The organism is Parabacteroides sp. APC149_11_2_Y6 (assembly GCF_054506995.1).
Genome location: NZ_CP173709.1, coordinates 678,161 through 701,343, shown reverse-complemented (window position 1 = coordinate 701,343; position 23,183 = coordinate 678,161). Strand labels below are relative to the sequence as shown.

Sequence of the window (23,183 nt, the reverse complement as noted above, 5' to 3'; positions counted from 1 at the left end):
TGAGTTTTCCGCTAATTAATTAACAAATTATAAAGCTCAATTGCCAATGCTTGTACAGAGCTTGTCCACTGAAAAGATTTCAACTAATTTTCCTCCTGATTTTGCAGTGCCATTAACAGTCCTATCACTTCCGAATAGTTCTGCCGTCCGGTCGGTATGTTATTTCCTTTAAGAAACCAGTTATAAACGGTATCCTGCATCTCTCCGATAAAAGGGCTGTATAAAGCCTGCCAATAGGCATTTTTTTCATTATATAGGTCTTTTATCTCCGGTAAAACCGTTTGTACCCACGCTTTAAACGCTTCTTCTCCCAATAATTGATAGGCATTACTCAACACATAAGGGAATAATCCGAAATAACCGGAAAAACGTATTTCCGGGATATCCGAACCGACACAAACCAGATAACCATACAAATTTGCTTCCGCTTCACTGGCTATGCCCAATACATGTGCCATTTCGTGGGCGTAAGTAAACGGGTACTGGACCGGCAGCAAGTCACGATTCATATTAAACTCATTCAGGAACGGCCCCATATACCCTAACACTCCCACTTTGCTCATCAACGAAGAAATCAACATTGGTTTCATCCGTAAATGCCCGCCTGGTTGGTTCAAGGCAAAAAACGGCGCGATTTCCTTATATTCTTTTTTTACTTCTTCCGCCACTGTTTCCGGAGCTATTTCTTCAAACGAAAGATACGATTTATTCAACGAATCCGTATAAGCAGTAAGAAAAGCATGGAAATCTTCTTCAGAATATGCCGCATAAGGTATTTGCGTGCGGGCATAAAAATCCATCCGGAAATAATTCAATCCCCATGCCAGATAAAACCATATATATACCCATAACAAATATTCCAACATACGTCCGGTTGTTGTTTTCCACGAACGTCGCCTTACAGCGGCATAGACAAGATAAATCAATAATCCGGCTACACTCCCATAAATAAAACAATCCCCCACGGAGAAGGGGAATAGAGAAGAAAAACGGGACAATACCGCCGAGAAAAAAGGATATATCTTCCGGGCATACCATTCTCCTAAAACCGGAGACCTCATCACAACCCAGATTGCAACCAGTAAAACAGCCTGGATAATCCAACGGATACGTATCTTTTTCAACCAATCTTTACTTTGCTTCATATAAACAAAGATAGCAAATCCTTGTTCACTCTCCAAACGGATGTATAAACACAAACCGCGCTCCCGAGGAATAAGCAGAGTCGATACTAAGCGTCCCGCCAAAACAGGCAGCAATCGTACGGCAAATAGCCAATCCCAATCCGGCCCCCTGCTTAAATTCATCGACCTTTTCGAAACGATCGAATATGCTCTCCTGCTTGTCCAAAGGAACACCGCTTCCCGTATCGGTCACGGAAAAGACGACCTGTTTTTTCGCACGGTCTACTCGATAATCGAGATTAATCTCTCCTTTTTCCGTATATTTGGCTGCGTTGGTCAGCAGATTCAATAACAATTGTTGCAACCGCAAAACATCGGTCTTCATAATAAAATCCTTATCTGAAAATGTCAGCGTCAGGTTCACACCCGGCTTTACTCTCTGCCGCATACTATCTTGTGCCTTCCGGCAACAATCATAAATAGAAGACTCTTGCAGTATAAGAGTAAATGATTCCGACTCAATCCGCGACAAATCGAGTACATCATTTACCAAATCCAACAACAAGCTTGTATTATCACTGATAATCCGGATATATTCTTTTTTCTCTTCGTCATCCGCTTCCGGCAGCAAGGCGGAGAAACCGACGATCGCATTTAAAGGCGTCCGTATTTCATGGCTGATATTTGCAACAAAGGTTGTTTTAAGCCGGTTCGACTCTTCCGCATGTTCCTTCGCTACACGCAATTTATCGGATGTGTCTATCAGAACCTCCCGCTCCTTTTGCAAATCATCTTTCAACCGACGGACATGATGGACATAACGGAACAAAAAATAAAGCAGAACCAATAAAAGTAAAGAAAAAATAAGAGAGCCTGTCAACTGGCGTTGTTTTTGAGACAACTTTTCATTTTGATACAACAACTTCTGTTCCTGCATCTTCTTCTCATTCAAATTATGCAACGTTTGAAGTTGATTCAACTGGCGGGTAAAAGACATAATATTGGATTGCTCGATAAAGGACAATAAATCAGCACTTATTGCCAGAGCCTCGTCTTTTTTTCCGGCACCTTTCAATATCTCCACCTTCAATTTAAGGGGATCCGTGGAATAATCGACTTCCAATACCTTGTCGATTTCTCTGATAGCCCTCGGATAATCTTTTATATAAAAATAATACCGTGCCAATGATAGATTATGAATAGAAATCAAATAACCATCATTCCTGTTTTTTTCATGCAAATAAGCGTTTGCCTTTCTCATGGCTTCTTCCGCTTTAGCGCGATTGTGTTCAGCCACATACAAATCCATATAATTGGAATATAAAATACAATATTTAGTCCGGAACGGATAATTCATCCAACTGGAATCTTTTTCTTTTTCCATTTTTCCCAATAAATATTTGAAATATTCAAGCGTGGAACGGCTTTTATCCAATTCATTCAGCCTTAAATAAGAAATTAACAGATAAGACATTATCTGAATTTCATAATCAGGTTGTCCTCCCATTTCTTTTAAAAGGGCAAGACCTTTTTCAAAAGCAGAAACAGCGTCACGGTCACGACCTATTATCAAATAAATCATTCCCAAATATTCATTACTGGAAACAGCCCCTTGCTGATTACCGGTTTCATCCGCCAACATCTGAAGACGAACAGCTTCATTCATTGCCAACTCATATTCTCCGCTTACCAAATAGAAACGACAATAATAATTAAGGAAGTCAAAAGAGGCTGTGGGTATTTCTCCATGTTTTTTTATGACCGAATCCAAAACACCTCCCCAATACAACAAGCTATCCTGTATATTTCTATTACAATAATAGCGTCCCAAAGAAGAAACAGCATGATAAAAATAAGACATAGAATCGTTTTTTTCCGCCAACTGCGCCAATTGTATCAAATAAGCCGGTTCGGAAGAAGTTTCCCAAGACAACATGGACAGTTTGTACAAAGACTTTAATTTTGTATCCACATCGGTTGCATTCCGAAGAACAACCGACAGACTATCCATCCTTGACTTACTTTGACTTTCAATGGATATCTCTTCCAAGCCATAGGCGTTTGTCCCCAATAAAAACAGGTATAAGAACAAAAGCAACCCTCTCATATATATGCATTTTCCCTTCATAAAGCAGATGCTTATCTTTTGATTTTCAAAGATAACAGCTTTTCATTTGCAAACCAACAGTTTCAATTTGAATCATACTCTTTTTAATTCTATTAGCTATTCGTATCCCGGACACATCTTACATAGCCCTTTTCCCGGAATGACACACTGAACATATTCTTTTCACCATAATCGACACAAAAATATTCAGGGTTTACAGATGTACTATGAAGGCTCAATGTACATGTCCACATCTTTAAATCCGAGGAGGAAAGCCATATTGAAGAAGGGGTCAGATTCTGCAACATCGCCAGAGCTTCGCTCGCGTTCGGCAAACGCCATGTTTCCTTATCCGAACGGTCTTCCCGCTCGGAATAAGTACGGCATAAACGGGAAGCCTCCTCCCAAGTAACGCCATCCGTTGCCAAAAGACTTTTTGCTGTAACAAAACCATGGAACGGACGGGCGGCAGCCTGAAACAAGGTATGGCTGCCCAAACCTCCTACACCGATATATGAACGCATACCGGCTGTATTGTACTTATTAAAAGTAATGGTATAATTCACATTCGCCGCATCCGGTTGAGGGCTGGTAATTGTCATATCCTCATGCGCATAGTCGCTAACCGAACCTGTATAAGGGGGAGTATTCCTCAAAACCGGAGGAATTCCCAGATTACGGGCACACCGGATATAACTCCCGTGCAAAAACTCCTGCGTCAACAAAGTGTTGTCCTGTTTCAACCATTTCACAGAAGGACCTTCATCCGCCATCAGGAAACACTGCCATTTTGTATTAGTGCCCGTACTGGTCACATAGCATTGTTTCGTTTTTTTCAAAAGTTTACTCTGATAAAGCGGGTCATCCATCAGAAATGTTCCCATATAAAGATTCATCAACTGGAAACGGGCGGGAACATACCACAAGATTTCCTCTTTATCGATAATCCCGTTACGATTATTATCACGATTACGGGAAAGTGCAGCTACCGTAATATAGCGGCTGCTCCATTTATTCTTTTCCCCTTTTCCCCCGTTAGAAGTACGGTCGTCATACGGGAAAAGAAGGCTTGCTCCTTTCCAGGCAAAATCACTACCGATAACAGACGACGCAACAGAATTTACCCAAAGCCCCCGCAACGTATTATCCAATCCGTCGATATCTCCTTTTAGATCATTTTGAGTAAAAGGATGCTTTTTTTCCTTATCTACATTGTAATTTCCCCCATATTCATCCGTATGTTCTATCCCATAAGCCTTCATAGCCAATTGCTGGCCAGACTGCAAAGGGGAATAAATTGTCTGGATAGAACGCTGCCTGATATTCAACCCCGAACGGCTGAAAGAACTATGCGTATCAGAGCTTGAATAATTCTCCTGGAAAATACTCATCGTACGGTCGTCCGTGTTACAAAAACGCGTCCACAAAGTATTGGAGGTCGTGCCCGTTACCGGATTTTGGGTATAATAGTACTCATCCACATAAACAGTAAAATAACGGTTCAGATAGAATTTCTGACCTCCGTCCAGCTCGATATACGGATTTTCAGAGTTCGTTGTATTTATAGACTTTCCGGCTTCAATTGCATCATTATATGTCTTCACCCACAACTGCAGGTTTTTCAATAAGGTAAGAGGCCCCCACAACTGTACAGGATTGCGGGCTGAGCTTTCCTCCGGGTTTACATCATAGGTATACGTATAAGGCAGTCCATAACCTGCGCCCTCTGCTATGCGCCCCAACATAACCTCCGTCATAGCTCCGGGGGAACCGTTACCCAGATATGCAAAATGAACCCAACCATCATCCAATGTAGACGAACGGTTATCATTGCCGTCATCGAACAACTTAACTTCCACCGCTCCCCCGGTAAAAGGTGTATTCACCGTATAAAGATACTGTGCTTTCGTCGTTTCTATATGTTCTGCCACTGTCTGGAGATTTAATACGATCAGACGTTGTTCATAATGCGCATCCGCCTGCAGATCAAATTCCGAATCTACAACAGTCCCTTCGGCAGCCGGCTGGTTTTCTAATCCGTTCATTGCCTCCACCCGGATATTATCGGCACCACTCACCGTAACATTATAAACATAAGACGAATTACGTAAAATTCGGAAATCGTTCAATTTATTCAAGGCATCACTGCCGGATGCAGAGGAGATATCTTCCATATTTTCCCTGCCGATATACCCTAAGTGAATCAGGTAAGTGACATTTGCAGCACGTTGTTGTATCAATCCGCCTTCATCTTCCAGTTTTTCTTCCGGATTATAGTATTCGCCTTTTAACACCACATAAGCGGCATCAGAAGGAGCATAAAGGAAAGAGCCGTCTCCCTTCTTCTTTTCACGCAAGGCAAAAGCCTGGTCCGCATTTGTAAAATCCGAGATTCCCATCGCACTCTTTACAGCCTCTATGTCCGGAAAAGGAATAGTACTTGTTCCCTTCCTGCTTTCCAGAGCATAAAATGAAAAGCTGCTGACGATATCGTTATTTTCAGCAGAGGCTTCCTCAACGATATAATCTCCTTTCAAGTCGGACGTCCCTGCCAGTTCATCTCCGGAGCCTACCGGATCATTTGCCTGCCAATGTACAAAAGAACGCTTGCGCAGATTCTTCACTTTCCAGGATTTCAGTTTGAAATAAGCCCCTTCAGGCATATCTTTCGCCAGCTTCACATGAAAAGTCACCTTAGCATCAAGATGATGGAGCCAGATACTGCCGTTAACCGCCTCACCTGCAACCCAGTTCTCACCTTTAGCATTACTGCCTCCTTCTTTATGTTTTAAGATTAATCTGCCGGCATCTTCTTCCAATGCTAATTTTACCCCGTCTGTATAAAGTGGGTATTGATTTTCTCCGGCCGATGATGTATTCTGGTGCACACAATAGAAGTGGCCGGAAGAAAGCAGGCTACCCTGTACACGATCGACCAAAGCATTTTCCGTATTACGCATCAAATCCAATTCAGCCGTTACATCTTCCAGTTCCGCTTCAGTAGTTACATTATGGAACTGGTCAAGCATATCTTCATTGTTTGCCAACTGGTTGGCTGTATTCAGGTTCGCAACAGCAAATATCCGGACAGAATTGCAAGAAACCGCCGGAATACTGACCTGTAGCTTACCGGATGCATCACGAGATAAATTCTGAGTGTCGGGAAACCATTTTTTTGATAGTATCCGACAGTTTGCCGGATTCCCTTCACCGGTTACGTCTATGACAAAAACATAAAGCGACGAGATATTCTTTTCCTCTTTTTCGGTAGCCCGTGTCACAACATGCGAAACCGGCTCGTCGGAACCCACCGATAGCGTCAATATACCGGGAATCCCCTCTTCTACCTCGATGGACATACCGGCGCCATGGCCCAACATATCGTCACGGCACGAAACAAAAAAGAAAAGACACGGAAGGAGAACCGATAAAATAGGGATATTGCTGTATTTCATTGCCTGAGAATTACGTTATGTTCATTTAAAATCGGGAAAATCAACCGGTGGCCGATCGTTCCAGTCATGCGTCTCAACCGTCACGTCTTCCAGTCGAAGCGTACTTGTATTGATTGTGGAGATTACCTGATAGGAATGATTACGCAGGAAACCGTAATGTTTCTTATTGCCAACTCCTTCAAAATTATACAGAGGAGCTGTCAACTCGCGGGTGATTGTTTTTCCCCCGCTCGTAACAACTATTTCCAGAGTGATGGAAGGCGCGTTCTCCTCACTGTCACAAAGATACTGGCAAGTACGGAAATAAAGAGGAGCCTTACTTTCCTGATTTGCATAGAGAGTAAGCATGGTTCCTCCCGTAGGCTGCTCCCCATTCGTATAGACAGCTCCTTTAGCAGTTTTGAATACACCTGAGACCATCTCCTTTTCGGCAGACCATCTAAGAACTCCCGCAGGAGGAGTATCCGAAACATTTTCTTCCAGAAACAAATACCCCTGCTCACTGGTCTTATCGATAGTAATCGTATTGATTTTAATTTGATCTGCTGAATTTCCGGTAAACAAGAATGAAAATCCGATGCGGCAATAGACCCTTTCTAATGGCATCTGCATATAAGAAGCGCCTCCTTCCACTTTCATCGTCCGCACCATTACCGGATACTCAAGAGGAGCTGAAAGGCCGGAAACTTGTACAACCAAGTTCTTCAGTTTATTTTCAACGTCCGGGCTGATGGGCTGGCTTTTTCTCATATAGCCCTGCACTGCTGTTGTTATCTGATCATTATATGCCTTAAAAGAAGCAAACGCAGTTTCATCGACCGAAGTTACTTGAGCAATATTGGCTATTGCATACAAATTTACATATTTAATATTTTCACCCCTGTCATTCAATCTAAAAAGAGTACTCATCACAATAGCGGTATCCCCTTTAATCACTCCCCAATCCTCAGATGGATTTATCGGACTTTTACCAGGTATATGGAATATATTTATGATTGCCATACCACCTCCGGAAATATAACTTGGCCCCCAGGCAAACCCATAAAGCTCCAACGACTGTATGCCGTCTTCATTACCGGCCGTAGGAGCACGCAAATCAGTATCCGCTTTCGTAAAGCCAGAAGAAGCAAATACAATCCGGATGAAGCCATCATTTTTATCAGAATCAATATCACCCGTCAACTCTTTTGTACACCCGACCACCAATAAAGAGATTGCCAAACATAAACTTAACTTATATCGTATCCGATTCTTCATACTTATTCTCCTGTAATTTCATCTTTATAATCCGGATAAATAGATTCTTCCTCCCAAGGACTAACATCACAAATAATCATAGAGGGAGTAATATTTATCGTAACGATCAAGAAGTCATTCCGTTTCAGGTATGGAAGAGTGAATATTTTGTCGCGCCCGTCACTACACACAACATGTATTTGGGTATACTTCGTTTCATCTATCAATCCTTGCAACGTATCATCCGGCAAAGTAGGACCAAAATAATTTTCGTAAAAGTAATGAGTTCCACGCTCAAACTCTCTCCATTGCCCATCATTAGCATACACCAGTTTGCCAGACTCAAAACCGACAGTCCTATTCAGCAGACATCCTTCCATCATAAAAGGAAAATCAATCACCCATTTACCCGCTTGCACATCATATTTGGGAAACAAAAAAGTACTCCTGTTACTTCGTATTATTTCAAGTGTTTCCAAAGAAAAATTAGAACCATACAAATAATTTTGAACATGACAAACCAATTTTATTTTAGCTACAGCACGTACCAGATTGAAATTTGCCGAGCCGTCATCCAATGTCAGATTTCCCTGATAGCCTGAGGCTCCCTGTGGCTTACTTTTATCCAGTTCTATTCTCCCGGTCACACTCATCGACATCGGAATACCTTTCCCGGTATTAAGGGCTTGCTCCATCTGGTCAGGAAGATGTCCGGAAGAAAAAGAAGGATTATATTCTGTCACACCATCCGCATGATTATCAAGTGTTATCGTTTTCAGATCCTGCAATTCTGCCTGTGTATAACCAGCCAGATCATCACGAAAAGAAATCAGGGGATTCGCCACCAGGTAAAAACGTTTATTTCCAGGAGTAACCTGCATGCTAAACGTATAACTTCCGTCCTCTTTTTGTTCCATGTCGTAGGTACTAAACCTTTTCGCTTCGCAATATTGGCTGGTACCGATATTGAAAACAAAAACATAGAGCGAATTGATAGTTCTTTCCGCTTCGGTTCCCAAACTGGAATCGCCGGAACCGAAAGGTGTAGCTGCCCGTACCGCCATTGTCAACATGACCTTGCCTTCGGGAACAAGACTGCTATGATTATCCTCTTCTTCCATAGGGACCTCGTTGGAACATGACAGCAAGAGGCATATGAATCCTGCTGGTAACAAACGAAGCAATCTATATCGAAACTTTTCCATACGCTTACAAATCTACGGAACCGGGACGCAATGCCCAGCCATTTATGATAATCAAGCTATCGAACCAACGATTGCCGTCAAGATAAAGGAGAATGGTGTACATATCCTGACGATCCAGATATTCCTGATCCGATAGTATGCGTACATCCTGCTCATGCTGCGTCATCAACAGATATTCAACTAAAGGCATATCAACCAGAACTTCTCCTCCGGTTGTTTTTCCGATACGAAGACGCATCGCATCACCGACTGTAAGGCGGCTGACAGAAAGGTCTGCTACCACCTGTGACAACTCCGGGTCACCGCCGGGCACTCCGTCCGAAAGGGCATACGGCCGATAAACTAACGGTTGGTCGCGAAGCAAGTCGTTATTGTGTGCCAGAAGCCCGTTTCCCTCCGGGCAATCGATATGTATATCGAAATCGGAAGCCCGGAGGAACGAAGCGTCGCGTTGTTGCAAAATTACGCGGATTGTGTTCGTATCTTTAATGAGGTTGAGTGTATCCGTACGTTCAGTTCCCGGTCCGGGAACTTCTACAATTTCCGACCGGCTATGCCATAAAGCGGCAAGCGGCCGGTCGCAAGGGACTTCTCCATTGCCATTGCGATATAACGTAAGCGACAAGTCGCTTTCTTTCGAAACACCGGGCAGAAGGGATGCCGGAGCAAAGCACCCTCCATCGAGTCCTGCCCACACGACGAAACGATACTCTCCGGGAGCAAGCGGCAGCACCAACTTATATCCCGAATCGCGTAAACGCTCTCCACTATCAGTTACTGTGCAGACATATTCCCCATCCCTGTCGAATACATAGACAGAAAGGTCTCCCACCTGGCCTGCGAACAAGTCCGTGAACTTCATGTTATAATCATAACAGAAGCGGAGGGCATATTCCTGCGGGCACTCATCCAGATATTCCCTGATACAGGAAGTAAGTACCGGTAGAAAGATGGACCAGACAGCCAACAACCGTAACTGATGGAAATGGAAACGCATCGGATCAAATGAAATTATAAATCGATTCCATGTTCTCTCAAGGCCCATGCCACTATACTGACATCGCAATCGATATAAGCCGTCTCCGTATCTACCGGCACTTCCTTATCATCGGGGATAGTAGGTTCTCCCGGCTGCTTAACCGAATTAAGAGTCAGCTTATACCAGTTATTTCTCACAACGCCATAGCGGCCTAATTGCTGTACTCCATAACCATCGTTTCCTATCGACCAGGTTGTATCATAACCTCCCTCATCATTCGTAAAATGACGGATGAAAGCCTCGTAATAGCAAATTCCCTGGTCATATTTCTGGATCTCTCCTTTCTGGTTTTGGAAGGTCGTTTTAAGAGCGTCACCCATCGTTACTTTAGCTCCATTTTTCGGAGTATACGAAAGAGCATAAAGATTATAATGGTTCGTTCTGGATTTTTCAAGTGTAATAGACCAACTGCCATTGGTTGAAGTCAAAGTAGCGCTAATGCCATTTGATTGAGAACTTATAACAATTCCATTACCATCTTCTGCCGCATCTATATTATTATCACCTTCAAGGTCTTGTGGAAAATCAGCAATTTTCTGATCTGTGACCCATTGGGCAATCTGCTTAAACAGGTTCTTTTGAGAATAATGGGCGGCAACCGAAGTAAAAGACCACCAGGTACCATCCGTCATATCAAACGTATTATTTCCACCGCTCTGATTCGTAGCATTCGGATAATATTTAGCCTTAATAATAATACGTGTCACATTTGCCTTATACATTATATTATAATTACAGGTATTTTCAAGGCAATATTCACTATATACACCGGAAGAAGGAATAGCCGTACCAACCGTGAAATTATTCCATGTTGCAGTCTCCAAAACCGGGCTATTAAACTGAGACGTATTGCCTTCACCTTCCTTATAATTGGGATCTTCCGCCCAATAAAGATGTTTTCCCAAATATATTCCGTTATTCCAAACAGAAGAAAAACCTGTTGACCAGCCATTATCGATCTTACGGAAAGGATATACATATGTATTTGTATTGCCTAAAAGCCATCCCAGAATTTCTATTTTATCCCCTGTATGCGAACCTTCAGATATTTTGAAGGAAGAATACATATCTCCATCTTGTTGTGTGTAACTAACGTCATTTACAGCAAGGCTGACCTTAGCAACTACTCTTTCCACATTTATATAAGTTTTATTAGCAGTCGCGTTCTCTTTACTTCCCGGTGTAAATTTAGTCAGGGTAACCGCCTTACCGGATGTATTATCCCATACCGGTTCCGAAAGCATCAAAAAACCGTTATCCCCAGCCAAATCACTAATAGACACTAATTTAATAGCGCTATTAATATTTTTAAACGTATTACCGACTCTCAGTATACTCCCCAACTCGCTGCTAAGAGAAGCGGAAGCCCCCTTCAAATTCAATAAAGCAAGCACACGCGAAGAAGTTTTATCGATAGGTACTGCTTCTGTCGAAAAACTCTGAGTTATCTCACCTGTCACATCAGCCGTGCCGGAAGGCAAATTGACATTTAATGCGCCCCCTCCCGGAAGAACTTGCAGGGCGGGAAGTGTTGTAAGAAACTCGCTTAATACAAAATCGCCTTCATTCTCTTCCACCCCGCCAGGTGCACGGAAGAAAAGGAGGGTTAAGTCTTTTACGGCATATTCTTTGGGGTCTCCATCATCATGTGCAGGCCCCGTATCAGCCCTCGTACCACTCACAGCTGGAAGTTTGATTGTCACAGAGGTGTAAGCATCTCTTTTAGAAACAGGCTGTTGCCCATTAATTTCCTCCTCATCATTGCTCGTACACCCCGATAGTATCAAAGCCAGAGGAAGAACCCCATAAAAGTAATTCAGTTTCATATTCTATATCAGTTAAGTTAATATCCACTTACTTGTGCCTGACACAACGACATCACCAACCTGCTATTTTCTCAATTTTTCATGCATACCTCTCATTATAGTAGATTTATGAATGGCTTATGTGTATTATCCAAACATTTTGTATTCCTCAAAAAATGACTAAAAAAACGGTCGTTTATTTTAGTCATTTTCTATTCGGACTGTTGTATTTTCACAACATTGTATTTTCACACAAGTATAAGCATATAAATATTTTACAATTTTCCGTTTGTTTGTCTGAATTTTAATTCATAGTTTTGTAACGACAAGAATAAACGACCGTTTTATTAGCCTTTTATAAACACAAAAACAGTTAATTTACAATCTATTACAAAAATCACTCCGAACAATAATCGACAATAACAATTGACAATTTTTATTAATATAAACATAATTCCGGAATATCTTTTCTATATTTACAACCTCTTTCGAAGAAAAAACCACTTGGATATTCACACGAGATATCACATACGTATTATTTCAACAATTATCAAAAGAAAAATACACATCTGTAAAAAGAACAAATCACATCCATCAAAATAAAAGAGAACAAACATCAAAAGAATATTTCTTCGGTTTGAATTTAACAAAAGAACACATGGATTTTCCAAAAAGAAGGCGTTGATTTAGTAAAAAGAAGCGATAATAAACAGGTGTATAAAAACAAAATCCCCTGATGCCTTCTTTTTAAAGTGCACCAGAGGATTCAACGTCATCTTATATCTGTTCTAAATGTTCTCTATCAGGAGATATTTTTATTTAATAACTTCCTTGCTTCGGCTTCCGATAAGTTTCTACGGGTTGCATATTCTTTCATTTGCTCCTCATCGATTGAACCAATCATAAAATAGTGCGAATCCGGATGAGCGATATAGATACCACTGACCGTTGCCGTAGGATACATGGCACCGTTTTCTGTCAGCTTCACTCCTATTTGCGACATATCCAGCAGTTTATCCAATATATAATTCAACTTCTGGTCCGGTAACGAAGGATAACCGACAGCCGGACGAATCCCCTGGTATTTCACTTTATATAAGTCTGAAATCGATAAAGACTCATCAGGTACATATCCCCAATATTCCTTACGTACTTTTTCATGCATATATTCAGCCAAGGCCTCAGCCAAACGGTCAGTTAATGTTTGAAGCAACATCGAATTATACGTATCCCCTTCCGCCTCAAATTTTTCTTTCAGATATTCAGCTCCGGCACCGGCTGTTACAACAAAAGCCCCTACATAATCGGTACGTCCTTCCGAAACCGGAAGGATGTAATCGGCAAGCGATTTATAGATATCTTCGTCTTTTTTAGCCTGTTGACGTAAGACCGGAATAACGACATCTCCCATATAAATATGATCCCCATCGCTATTTGCAGGAAAAATGCCATAGATCGCTTTACAATATTCTGCTTTCATTTCAACCAAACGGTCCAGCAGTTTAACGGCATCCTTATATAACTGCATCGCTTCGGCAGCTTTGGCCCGGTCTTCTTCCGGGAAATCAGCCAACCAGGATGCACGGCAGGCATCACAGCCATGTATTTTCGTTATTTCCGAGAATTTCCCCGGCAGTTTCCATGCACTGAAAAAGAAAGTCCAATGTATATAAGGAATTATTTCTTCCAAAGGAATATATGGTATAACCTGTACTCCCGACTGAGCCGGAACTACCGGAGTATATGCCGCCCAATCAATCACCTGATGTTTGGAACGGGCTTCAGCCAGAGGAACCAGTACATCTTTTCTCTTATTCATGGAAGCACGCAAGGCTTCATATTCCTTATTCAACTCCTCCACATACGAATCGTGAGTTTCCGGATTCAATAATTTAGCAGCAATCAACGGATTCTGCGAAGCATCCAACACATGAATAACCGGATAATCATAATGAGGTGCTATTTTCAAAGCAGTATGCAGCTTGGAAGTCGTGGCCCCTCCCACCATGATAGGAATAGAAAGTCCTGCCTTCTGCATTTCTTCCGTCACATGTACCATTTCATCCAGGGAAGGCGTTATCAACCCGGAGAGACAAACCAAATCAGGCTTTTCTTCAATAGCCGTCTTTACAATCACATCGGCCGGCACCATCACACCTAAATCGATTACCTCATAGTTATTGCAGGCAAGTACGATGGATACGATATTTTTACCTATATCATGCACATCCCCTTTTACCGTTGCAAAGACCACTTTTCCCGCCTTCACCGAATCGGAGGCGGTTTTCTCCGCTTCAATGGCTGGCTGAAGGATAGCTACGGCTTTCTTCATTGTACGCGCCGTCTTCACAACCTGGGGCAGGAACATTTTACCGGCGCCAAACAATTCGCCTACCTTGTTCATTCCTCCCATCAAAGGACCGTCTATGATATGAACGGCACGGGGATATTCTTTCAGGGCCTCCTGCAAATCTTCTTCCAGATAGTCGCCAATGCCTTTCACCAGCGCATATTCCAGACGGTCTTTCAAAGTATAGCTACGCCATTCTTCCTGTTTGGCATTTCCTCCATCCTGCTTATCAATATGCAGGTTCTGGGCATACGTTATCAGCTCTTCGGCAGCTTCCGGACGGCGTGCCAGGATAACATCTTCCAGCAACGTGCGGAAACCGGGTTCTATGTCTTCATACAATACGGCGGAAGACGGGTTGACAATTCCCATATCCAACCCTTTTGCTATGGCATGGTACAGGAATACCGAGTGCATCGCTTCACGCACATAATTATTCCCACGAAAAGAGAAAGACAGGTTACTGATTCCCCCGCTCACCTTGGCTCCCGGAAGATTTTTCTTAATCCATTCAACGGCACGGATAAAATCGAGCCCATACCCGTTGTGTTCTTCCATGCCTGTAGCAATGGCAAGCACATTCGGGTCGAAAATTATATCGTTCGGATTGAAATGTATCTTTTCGGTCAATAGGCGGTAAGCCCGTTCGCAAACTTCTCTTTTCCGTTCAAACGTATCCGCCTGTCCCTTCTCGTCGAAAGCCATCACAACCGTGGCAGCACCCAACTGACGAACACGGGCGGCATGTTGCAGGAATGCCTCTTCCCCTTCTTTCAGGGAAATGGAGTTTACGATGCTTTTACCCTGTACACACATCAAGCCCTGCTCTATCACTTCCCACTTGGAAGAGTCAATCATAACAGGCACCCGGGAAATATCCGGCTCGGATGCAACCAGGTTCAGGAAGGTGGTCATTTCCTTTACGGCATCCAGCAAACCATCGTCCATATTAATATCGATAACCTGCGCTCCGTCTTCCACCTGTTTGCGGGCGATTGTCAGGGCTTCTTCATAATTGCCTTCCTTTATCAGACGAAGGAATTTACGCGAGCCTGCCACATTACAGCGTTCCCCGATATTGACAAAGTTGTTTTCGGGTTTTACCTCCAACAATTCCAACCCGGACAGCCATAAACAATCCGGCTTCGCTACCGGAACATGCGGCTTTGCCCCTTTTACCAGTTCAGGATATTTGGCGATATGGGCAGGGGTCGTACCGCAACATCCTCCCAAGATATTCACCAAACCTTCTTCTATAAAGGGTTTAACATGCCCCGCCATCTTTTCCGGTGTTTCATCGTAAGCTCCCAAGCTATTAGGTAATCCGGCATTCGGATACGCACTGATAAAATAAGGTGCATGTTTCGCCAGTTCCGCCAGATAAGGTTTCATGTCGGCGGCACCGAACGAACAGTTCAATCCGATACTGACAATCGGAGTATGTTGTACCGAAGCCAGAAAAGCAAGCAATGTCTGTCCGGACAATGTCCTTCCACCCTGTGCGGAAAGGGTCAGCGACAACATGACAGGCAAGTCTTTCCCCTTTTCCTTCAATACGGTATCGGCAGCTTCAAGCCCCGCTTTCACATTCAGGGTATCGAAAGTCGTTTCAAAAAGGATTATATCGACACCTCCGTCCACCAGTGCTTCCACCTGTTCTTTATAGGAGCGGTAAATGTCCATATAGGTAACGGCACGATAAGCCGGGTCGCTTACATCCGGGCTCATGGATGCGGTTTTGTTGGTCGGGCCGATTGAACCGGCAACCAACGCTATCCGGTCGGGATGTTCAGCCATAAAGGTATCCGCCACCTCACGCCCCAGACGGGCGGCTGCAAGATTCATATCCCGTACGTACTCCTGCATGCCGTAATCTTCCATTGAAATGGCATTGGCATTAAACGTATTGGTTGCAAAAATATCGGCCCCTGCATCCAGGTACTGGCGATGAATCGATTTGATTACATCCGGGCGGGTCATACAAAGTAAGTCGTTGCATCCTTTCAACTCGCCGGGAAAATCGGCAAACTGCTCGCCCCGGTAGTCTTTTTCCGTCAACTTAAATCCCTGGACCATGGTACCCATACCACCATCCAGTATTAATATTCTCTCTTTCAAGAGGCTGATAAACTTTTCTTTATTCATAAAGACGTTTTAGTTTTCGTGTATATATATAACCAAATCCCCGCCTGAGCCAGACAATTAAAATGGCAAAAAATAGCCGGGGAACCACAATCCACAGCAGAGGGACTCCGATTGTCACAAAAATAATCGAGTCCTCCAGCAACGAGTGGCACATGGCAAGGTGAAAATTCAATAAATTGCCTCCATCCCGGGAGAGTTTCTTCCGGTTCATTTCCTCCACCATAATAGCACTTCCGTATGCCAGCCCCACTACATTGCCGACCAACCAGAGGAATGCGGCTTCATGGGGTAGTCCAAATACTTTCATCAACGGTGAAAAGACAGAGGATAAACCTTTCATCAACTTAAACTCATCCAGAATATAATGGAGCACCATCAAAAAGGTGACAATCACCAAAATAGTAATAATGACCTTTGTCGAAGTAGTCAGCCATAGGACAAACACTTCCAACAGATTCTCGCAAACGGCGGCACTCTGGGTAATTTCAATCGTTCCCCAACCGGTATGAGGCATCACTTTATTGAGGGTAAAAGCAATTACAAAGCTCATCGTCAGCCGCAGCAGGCTCATTACCCAGAAAGACGAACCGGTTTTCGCCTGTACGGACGACTCTACCGGCAGATTATGGGAAGTAAGGCACATTAGGGCAAGGATTGTAACCTCGCGAATGCCGAGCGACATGGAAGTTATCAGAGCTATCGGAGCATAAAGGGGGCTGAAAATACTTGTCAGGAACACAATGGACGTTTCGCCCGGCAAGCCCAGTAAAGAGAATACGGGTTCAAGATAGCCGGACAATATATCCAACAGACCGGAGTATTGCAGAATCCGGACCAACAAAGATATCGGAAGGATAATCTTCAGAAGCCAGACACAAGTTTTTCCGGCCTTGGGTAAAGCCATTTTTATACATTTCCATATCCGGGAAATTATGTGTTGACCTGTCCCCATTTGCAGACTATGTAAAAATAGATGGATATTTCTGGTAATTACCGCTTGAAAGCTCTGTCCATCTCACGGCGGTCGTCGCGCTCTTTGATGGAATCGCGTTTATCATATTCCTTTTTACCCTTGGCTATGGCTACGACAATCTTTGCCAATCCCTTGTCGTTGATAAAAAGTCGGGTCGGCACAATCGTAAAACCGCTGTTGCGGGCGGCACTTTCAATCTTCTTTAATTCTTTTTTGGTAAGCAGGAGTTTACGGTCCCTTCGCGCCACATGATTATTGTATGTTCCGTAAAAGTATTCAGCCACATACATATTCTTCACCCACAACTCACCTTTCTCCACAATACAGAATGTATCTACCAGGCTGGCTTTTCCCAACCGGATGGACTTGATTTCCGTACCGGTCAGTACGATTCCCGCGGTAAATGTATCGAGCAACTCGTAGTCGAACGTCGCCCGCTTATTCTTGATTTGTATGTTGTTGCTAATCTTTTCTTTCATTTCATTTAAAGACAATCTGTCAGATATTTAGTCCGGGCATCAATAATGCAAGCAGGATACTTATCACCGAAGGAGTCAGCAGGATAATAACTGTTGCCACACCGGTGAACTTCAAACGGGCATTTTCTTCTATCTGCATATAAGGCCCGGCACCTTCCCAAACAATATAGAACGTATATAGAACAAATATGCGAAGAAAAAAGAACTCGGGAAGCAACATTAATACGACACTCAGGGCAAACATCAGGGAAGAGGAATACCCCACAAAACGCTGCATTAATTTCATATCTTTTTCCCGCTTGAAAAAGCCCTGCCAGACTTCATTCAGGAAATAGGCGCCCAAATAAAAACCTCCGAACGAAGACACCAATGTTTTAATAGACGATTTCAACGCCAGTTCCACATCAAATTCTTTCCTTGTGAACAATACGCCAAGAAAAGCAGCTACAGTAACCAGTCCAATCAGCGGATATACAAACCGGGACAAAAACTCATCGTCGCTTTCCTCCTTCTTTGTCAGCATCATCCACGCCTTGCCCGGCTGGGAAATGATTGCGATTACCCACTTAAATATCTCTTTATACATCTTTGTAGTCCGTTTTTGTCAACTAAGCAATTAATTCTGTGTTACGGTCAATACATCTGTCGATTTCCAGACGCATTTCGTCGTATCGGCATTAAAGCCGGATACATACCTGATTCTGAAATTTACCACCTTCTGTTCGTCCTCTTCCACTGTATTGGCTCCGTTTATAAAATTCTGGATATCGACAGCGCAAGGTATAATCATCGAACGGGGAGTTGTCTCGTCCGTTGTCAGACGAATTGTACGCAAATATAAGTCATATACCTTGTCTCCGTCTAATTGCTGTTGCGGATTGTACGACAAGGCAAAACTATCTTTCTGGGCGGTCCGGTGGTTCATTTCCGCGAACAAAAACAATTTTCCACGGATATAGGCATACCTGTTTTGAAGCAGTGTAAGCGTCAGTTCGTCTTTTACCGGTTTTACCGTATCCTGCAAGGTATCGAATAAGTTCCACTTGCCTACACGGGTAAGCGTATTTGCATAGATATTTGCCGTCTTATAGGTCAGCGAACCTTCCGTATTCAATGGCAGGCTGGGGTCGAATGAATAATCAAATAAGATACATTCGTCCTGATCCACCGCCGCACTCTGAAATTCCGTCGAAGAAAGGACATCCCCGCCTTTCACATAGATAGCTTTTAAAGGGGTCAAAGTAACCACCCCGGCTTGGTTTGCAAGCGTCAGATTGCTTGCCGGGTCTCCCAGGCAAGACGACAGCATAAATAAACAAACAGCAAGCACTCCGTATAACGATTTCTTTTTCATCTCGATTGCATTTTGATAGCCATAGATTTCCTTCCACAAAACAGGAAAACGCACAAAGGTAGTAAAAAAAAGATATACCTTTGCGAAGGTTCCATTATTAAAAGATATATTCTATGAATAAGCATTTGTTTTATACCGTTTTAGCAATCGTCATCCTAAGTTTTACGGGATGTTCGTGTCCGGTCCCTCAAAGCAATAATCCGGTTGTCGACAAGCAAACCTATCCGTTTGCCATCAAAGGTACCGACACGCTAAAACTCGATAAATATGAAGTAATAAATACGACAAAGGATACATTGCCCAAGCCTGTACTTCTTTTTGCTTTCGGTGGAGGCTTCAAAGGCGGGGAGCGGGATGAAGCTTATTATATTCCTTATTTCCATTTCCTCGCGGAAAACGGTTATGTAGTGGTTTCCACCGACTACCGTACCGAACTGAAACATGCAGACCCTTCCAAAATGGCAGACCCGATGGGCTTTGCCGCCACATTGCAACAGGCAATAGGTGCTGCGGTAGAGGACTTCTACGGCGCAACCCGCTATGTGGTTGAAAATGGCGACAACTGGAAAATCGACTCCGAACAGATTGTTGCCTGCGGTTCAAGTGCCGGAGCTATCACCGTCCTGCAAGCCGAATATGAAATCTGCAATCAAAGCGAACTGACACAGTTGCTACCGGAAGGTTTCAATTATGCAGGCGTAATCTCATTTGCCGGAGCTGTATGCAGCATGGGCGCTCCCCAATGGAAAAATGCCCCCTGCCCCATTATGCTTTTCCACGGGAATGCAGACCGGACCGTTCCGTTCGAAAAAGCGGTATTAAATGATATGGGACTTTGGGGTTCCAATTTTATTGCCGGACAACTGAAAGAGAACCAATCCCCTTACTATTTCTATCTTGCAGAAGATACCGGACACGAAATGGCCAATATTCCTATGGAAAACAACCGCTACGACATCCTCGGTTTCCTGAACCGTTTCGTATCGAACCATCAAAAGTTATTTATCAATACGACAGAGACGGTTCCCGGCAAACCGTCCGCTCCCAAAGATTTCACTTTACAGGATTATATCCGGAATAATATGTAAAAGGACAGGCTTTACCGGATGACCTAAACATGATACGGTTCCGACTTCCAAGCCACCTTCGTGGAGAAGCTTGATTTGTTTACGATGGAGTTTGGGTGTTCAATAAACGAGGGTGTTCAACTGTATTGAACAAGATGTAAAAATGAACAAATAATTTTACCATATCAAAATCGTTCATTATCTTTACAGTGTTCAATACAATTGAACAAAACCTTATAATTGAACAAAAACAACAATGAGACTCATTGAACATGAAATACTAAATCAGGCATTGACCGCTTTACAGGGCAAGTTTGATTTTTGCGACAGCATAGCAATATTGGCGAAAGGTGTCGATAGCGGCCCTTTTGATACTGTCGTCCGCATTATGAATGTCGATTTTTTATGTGAAATCAAAGACAGCATAACAGCTTCTACATTCAATACTATTTTGAAAACCATGCAGGCAAAAGCAGGAATGGAATCCAGACCGGTGTTATTGGTCGCACAATACATCAGTCCGGCTTTATTGAACAAATTTGTCGCTCATGGTATTAACGTTCTCGACAGTGTAGGGAATTTCCATATCCGTTATATGAGAAAAAACCGTATGATATTTCAACTTTCCAATACCGGAGAGAAAAACAGACCAATAAAAGAAAAAAGTTACCCGGTCTTTTTGGAAACGGGAATCAAGGTTATTTTCTATCTATTGAATGATTTTGAGAACGTAAACAAATCCTATCGGGAAATTCAAGAAGCGACCGGCGTTTCTTTGGGAAGTATCAAGAATGTCATTAATGAATTGATTTCCTTACATTATGTCCTTGTGACGGAAAAAGGCCGATTCTTGAAAAACCACAAGAAACTGCTGGAACAATGGACGATAAGTTATAACCAGTTGTTGAAACCGAAACTATTGCTCGGACGAATGAGTTTCCGTAATAATGAATATCGGATAAAATGGTTGGCGATGAAATTGCCAGAAGGAATGTATTGGGGTGGAGAAAGCGGTGCGCAAATGGTAGACAGCTATCTTGAACCCGGTAGTTTCGACATCTACACAGATATCCCTACCGCCAATCTGATGAGGACAGGTTTTGTCAGACAAGACGATAACGGCGAAATAGGTATATACCGTAAGTTCTGGAATTGGGATACGGAAAACAAACATGTTTCGCTTGTACTCATATATGCTGATCTGATGGGAAGTGGCAATGCCCGTTGTTTAGAAATAGCACAAAGACTTTTAGACAATGGACTTAAACATTTCAAGTGAAAAGATCGGTAATCCACTATTGGTGGAATTGCTGAAAAAACTGACCGGTTGTTTCGGCAGCATAGGGCAAACCTTTTTCGTGATCGGCGCAACCGCCCGAGATATCATTCTGCAACAGTTGGCAAGCACGTCATCAAGCCGCAAGACCAGAGACTTGGATGTGGCAATAGCTATCCCCGATTGGCGGGCTTTCGACCGTATTACCAAAATATTGGTAGCCGAAGGATTCAATAAAGATACACACAAGCACCAACGTTTTTACTATGATGATTACGAGCTGGATGTTGTTCCATACGGTGTTGTGGCTAAAGAAGACGATTACATATACTGGCCGCCCGAAGAGGCCATCGCCATGTCTGTAAAAGGATTCGATGAAGTGCTAAGCGATGCCATTACCGTTCATATAGATGATGATTTCGAGCTTAAAATTGCATCGTTGCACGGTTTGTTCCTGCTGAAATTCAATGCTTGGCAAGACCGCCATTTTAGCACAGACAAGGATGCGGAGGATATGTCTTTCATCCTTTCCAATTATTTCATAGCCAATGTAGACCGTAATTTCCATACGGAAGTATATGACTGGGAGCATTTCGACGAATACATTATTGGAGGCTATTGGTTGGCTCATGATTTAACCCTCCTGCTCAACAAAGAGCAGCTCATTTACTACCACGATTGTATCATGGAAGAACTGGCACAGGAAGAAGCCGGACTCTTGATCAATCAGACATTGGAACACAGTATCGGATTGACCTACGAACAAGTCAGGGACACATGGCAAGCTATTGCGGATGTTTTTCAAAAGGCTATAGAAGATGAATGATATAAAAATCAAGAGTGCCAGTTGCCCCGGACAACACAAGGTCAACGAAGATTTCATGAAGTACGCCACTTTGTCGAGTGATAAAACGATTGTCGTGCTTGCAGACGGCATGGGCGGACTGTCACATGGGGATCTATCAGCAACCACTGTTGTCCAGACAGTTTTCGATGTCCTGGAGAAAGGAATTGACCAATACAATATAGAGGACTTGCTCCGTAGGGCTTTAATCGAAGCAGATACACAAATAGAAACCTTGTGCAAGGAACTGAAATGTAAAATGGGGGCAGCAGTTACGGCTGTAATTATTGTCGGCGATACTGTTTATTATATATGGCAAGGTAATGTCCGGTTATATCTTGCCGCTGAAGAAGATCGATTTGAATTGCTTACAAAAGACCATGTATTCGGTTCCGGAAAATACGACAATACTTTTCTAACACGTTGTGTCAACGGCAAAGGATTTCGTGAGCTTCCACCTATCGGAACAGCAGTCTTGAATAAACAGGTAACGCTTTATTTATGTACGGACGGGTTTTATCAATCAGTTGCAGAATCTGAGATAAACGGATTCGATTTAGATGTTATACATAAGCTGTCCGGTATTAATGATGATTATTCTTTGATTGAGATAAAGTCGGGGTAAAATTGCAATGAAAATACGTATCTCATCAAAAGTTATTTATCTATACGGCGGAGACGGTTCCCGGCAAACCGTCCGCTCCCAAAGATTTCACTTTACAGG

The 23,183-nt window shown here is 43.0% G+C and carries 16 protein-coding genes; 4 read left to right on the top strand and 12 right to left on the bottom strand.

Features of this window, described 5'->3' with window-relative positions; genetic code table 11:
• Window positions 1-83: 83 nt before the first annotated feature.
• The 12 genes from ACGE0T_RS02905 to ACGE0T_RS02850 form a co-directional block, all read right to left on the bottom strand.
• Complete coding sequence (locus ACGE0T_RS02905; RefSeq protein WP_459189041.1) at window positions 84-1,145, bottom strand: DUF3810 domain-containing protein; 1,062 nt, start codon at window positions 1,143-1,145, stop codon at window positions 84-86.
• Window positions 1,146-1,170: 25 nt separating this feature from the next.
• The gene (locus tag ACGE0T_RS02900) at window positions 1,171-3,231 is read right to left on the bottom strand and encodes a tetratricopeptide repeat-containing sensor histidine kinase (RefSeq protein WP_459189040.1); all 2,061 of its coding nucleotides are present in this window, start codon (window positions 3,229-3,231) and stop codon (window positions 1,171-1,173) included.
• A gap of 113 nt (window positions 3,232-3,344) precedes the next feature.
• Window positions 3,345-6,686, bottom strand: a complete 3,342-nt coding sequence (locus tag ACGE0T_RS02895; protein ID WP_459189039.1) for an Lcl C-terminal domain-containing protein — start codon at window positions 6,684-6,686, stop codon at window positions 3,345-3,347.
• Window positions 6,687-6,707: 21 nt separating this feature from the next.
• The gene (locus ACGE0T_RS02890) at window positions 6,708-7,943 is read right to left on the bottom strand and encodes a hypothetical protein (RefSeq protein WP_459189038.1); all 1,236 of its coding nucleotides are present in this window, start codon (window positions 7,941-7,943) and stop codon (window positions 6,708-6,710) included.
• Between the two features lie 2 nt (window positions 7,944-7,945).
• Complete coding sequence (locus tag ACGE0T_RS02885; protein WP_459189037.1) at window positions 7,946-9,127, bottom strand: fimbrial protein; 1,182 nt, start codon at window positions 9,125-9,127, stop codon at window positions 7,946-7,948.
• A 4-nt stretch (window positions 9,128-9,131) separates the two neighbouring features.
• Window positions 9,132-10,172 carry a FimB/Mfa2 family fimbrial subunit gene (locus tag ACGE0T_RS02880; RefSeq protein ID WP_459189036.1) on the bottom strand — a complete coding sequence of 347 codons (1,041 nt, stop codon included), beginning with the start codon at window positions 10,170-10,172 and terminating at the stop codon, window positions 9,132-9,134.
• Window positions 10,139-11,992, bottom strand: a complete 1,854-nt coding sequence (locus tag ACGE0T_RS02875) for an Mfa1 family fimbria major subunit (protein ID WP_459189035.1) — start codon at window positions 11,990-11,992, stop codon at window positions 10,139-10,141. The genes ACGE0T_RS02880 and ACGE0T_RS02875 overlap by 34 nt, the downstream gene beginning before the upstream one ends.
• Before the next feature lie 781 nt (window positions 11,993-12,773).
• Complete coding sequence (metH, locus tag ACGE0T_RS02870) at window positions 12,774-16,466, bottom strand: methionine synthase (protein ID WP_459189034.1); 3,693 nt, start codon at window positions 16,464-16,466, stop codon at window positions 12,774-12,776.
• The gene (locus tag ACGE0T_RS02865) at window positions 16,459-17,370 is read right to left on the bottom strand and encodes a nucleoside recognition domain-containing protein (RefSeq protein ID WP_459189033.1); all 912 of its coding nucleotides are present in this window, start codon (window positions 17,368-17,370) and stop codon (window positions 16,459-16,461) included. Before ACGE0T_RS02865 ends, metH begins: the two co-directional genes overlap by 8 nt.
• Window positions 17,371-17,456: 86 nt before the next feature.
• A complete protein-coding gene (gene smpB / locus ACGE0T_RS02860) occupies window positions 17,457-17,918 on the bottom strand; it encodes an SsrA-binding protein (RefSeq protein ID WP_459189032.1) in 462 nt (153 codons plus the stop codon).
• Between the two features lie 19 nt (window positions 17,919-17,937).
• Window positions 17,938-18,504 carry a YIP1 family protein gene (locus ACGE0T_RS02855; protein ID WP_459189031.1) on the bottom strand — a complete coding sequence of 189 codons (567 nt, stop codon included), beginning with the start codon at window positions 18,502-18,504 and terminating at the stop codon, window positions 17,938-17,940.
• 30 nt (window positions 18,505-18,534) lie between these two features.
• Complete coding sequence (locus tag ACGE0T_RS02850) at window positions 18,535-19,272, bottom strand: BFO_2992 family lipoprotein (RefSeq protein ID WP_459189030.1); 738 nt, start codon at window positions 19,270-19,272, stop codon at window positions 18,535-18,537.
• Window positions 19,273-19,385: 113 nt separating this feature from the next.
• Here ACGE0T_RS02850 and ACGE0T_RS02845 point away from each other — a divergent pair, with 113 nt between their 5' ends.
• From ACGE0T_RS02845 to ACGE0T_RS02830, 4 genes are all read left to right on the top strand, one after another.
• Window positions 19,386-20,360: an alpha/beta hydrolase family protein gene (locus ACGE0T_RS02845; RefSeq protein ID WP_459189029.1), complete on the top strand. Its 975-nt coding sequence runs from the start codon at window positions 19,386-19,388 to the stop codon at window positions 20,358-20,360.
• A 235-nt stretch (window positions 20,361-20,595) separates the two neighbouring features.
• On the top strand, window positions 20,596-21,618 hold the full coding sequence (locus ACGE0T_RS02840; RefSeq protein WP_459189028.1) for a type IV toxin-antitoxin system AbiEi family antitoxin: 1,023 nt from the start codon (window positions 20,596-20,598) through the stop codon (window positions 21,616-21,618).
• A complete protein-coding gene (locus tag ACGE0T_RS02835) occupies window positions 21,596-22,441 on the top strand; it encodes a nucleotidyl transferase AbiEii/AbiGii toxin family protein (RefSeq protein ID WP_459189027.1) in 846 nt (281 codons plus the stop codon). The genes ACGE0T_RS02840 and ACGE0T_RS02835 overlap by 23 nt, the downstream gene beginning before the upstream one ends.
• Window positions 22,434-23,084, top strand: coding sequence for a PP2C family protein-serine/threonine phosphatase (locus ACGE0T_RS02830; RefSeq protein ID WP_459189026.1), 651 nt, complete (start codon window positions 22,434-22,436; stop codon window positions 23,082-23,084). The genes ACGE0T_RS02835 and ACGE0T_RS02830 overlap by 8 nt, the downstream gene beginning before the upstream one ends.
• Window positions 23,085-23,183 lie beyond the last annotated feature (99 nt).

Excerpts from the sequence above, each read along its gene's own strand:
- ACGE0T_RS02905 (WP_459189041.1), bottom strand. The coding sequence starts at position 1,145 with ATGAAGCAAAGTAAAGATTGGTTGAAAAAGATACGTATCCGTTGGATT.
- ACGE0T_RS02900 (WP_459189040.1), bottom strand. The coding sequence starts at position 3,231 with ATGAGAGGGTTGCTTTTGTTCTTATACCTGTTTTTATTGGGGACAAAC.
- ACGE0T_RS02895 (WP_459189039.1), bottom strand. The coding sequence starts at position 6,686 with ATGAAATACAGCAATATCCCTATTTTATCGGTTCTCCTTCCGTGTCTT.
- ACGE0T_RS02890 (WP_459189038.1), bottom strand. The coding sequence starts at position 7,943 with ATGAAGAATCGGATACGATATAAGTTAAGTTTATGTTTGGCAATCTCT.
- ACGE0T_RS02885 (WP_459189037.1), bottom strand. The coding sequence starts at position 9,127 with ATGGAAAAGTTTCGATATAGATTGCTTCGTTTGTTACCAGCAGGATTC.
- ACGE0T_RS02880 (WP_459189036.1), bottom strand. The coding sequence starts at position 10,172 with ATGGGCCTTGAGAGAACATGGAATCGATTTATAATTTCATTTGATCCG.
- ACGE0T_RS02875 (WP_459189035.1), bottom strand. The coding sequence starts at position 11,992 with ATGAAACTGAATTACTTTTATGGGGTTCTTCCTCTGGCTTTGATACTA.
- metH (WP_459189034.1), bottom strand. The coding sequence starts at position 16,466 with ATGAATAAAGAAAAGTTTATCAGCCTCTTGAAAGAGAGAATATTAATA.
- ACGE0T_RS02865 (WP_459189033.1), bottom strand. The coding sequence starts at position 17,370 with ATGGCTTTACCCAAGGCCGGAAAAACTTGTGTCTGGCTTCTGAAGATT.
- smpB (WP_459189032.1), bottom strand. The coding sequence starts at position 17,918 with ATGAAAGAAAAGATTAGCAACAACATACAAATCAAGAATAAGCGGGCG.
- ACGE0T_RS02855 (WP_459189031.1), bottom strand. The coding sequence starts at position 18,504 with ATGTATAAAGAGATATTTAAGTGGGTAATCGCAATCATTTCCCAGCCG.
- ACGE0T_RS02850 (WP_459189030.1), bottom strand. The coding sequence starts at position 19,272 with ATGAAAAAGAAATCGTTATACGGAGTGCTTGCTGTTTGTTTATTTATG.
- ACGE0T_RS02845 (WP_459189029.1), top strand. The coding sequence starts at position 19,386 with ATGAATAAGCATTTGTTTTATACCGTTTTAGCAATCGTCATCCTAAGT.
- ACGE0T_RS02840 (WP_459189028.1), top strand. The coding sequence starts at position 20,596 with ATGAGACTCATTGAACATGAAATACTAAATCAGGCATTGACCGCTTTA.
- ACGE0T_RS02835 (WP_459189027.1), top strand. The coding sequence starts at position 21,596 with ATGGACTTAAACATTTCAAGTGAAAAGATCGGTAATCCACTATTGGTG.
- ACGE0T_RS02830 (WP_459189026.1), top strand. The coding sequence starts at position 22,434 with ATGAATGATATAAAAATCAAGAGTGCCAGTTGCCCCGGACAACACAAG.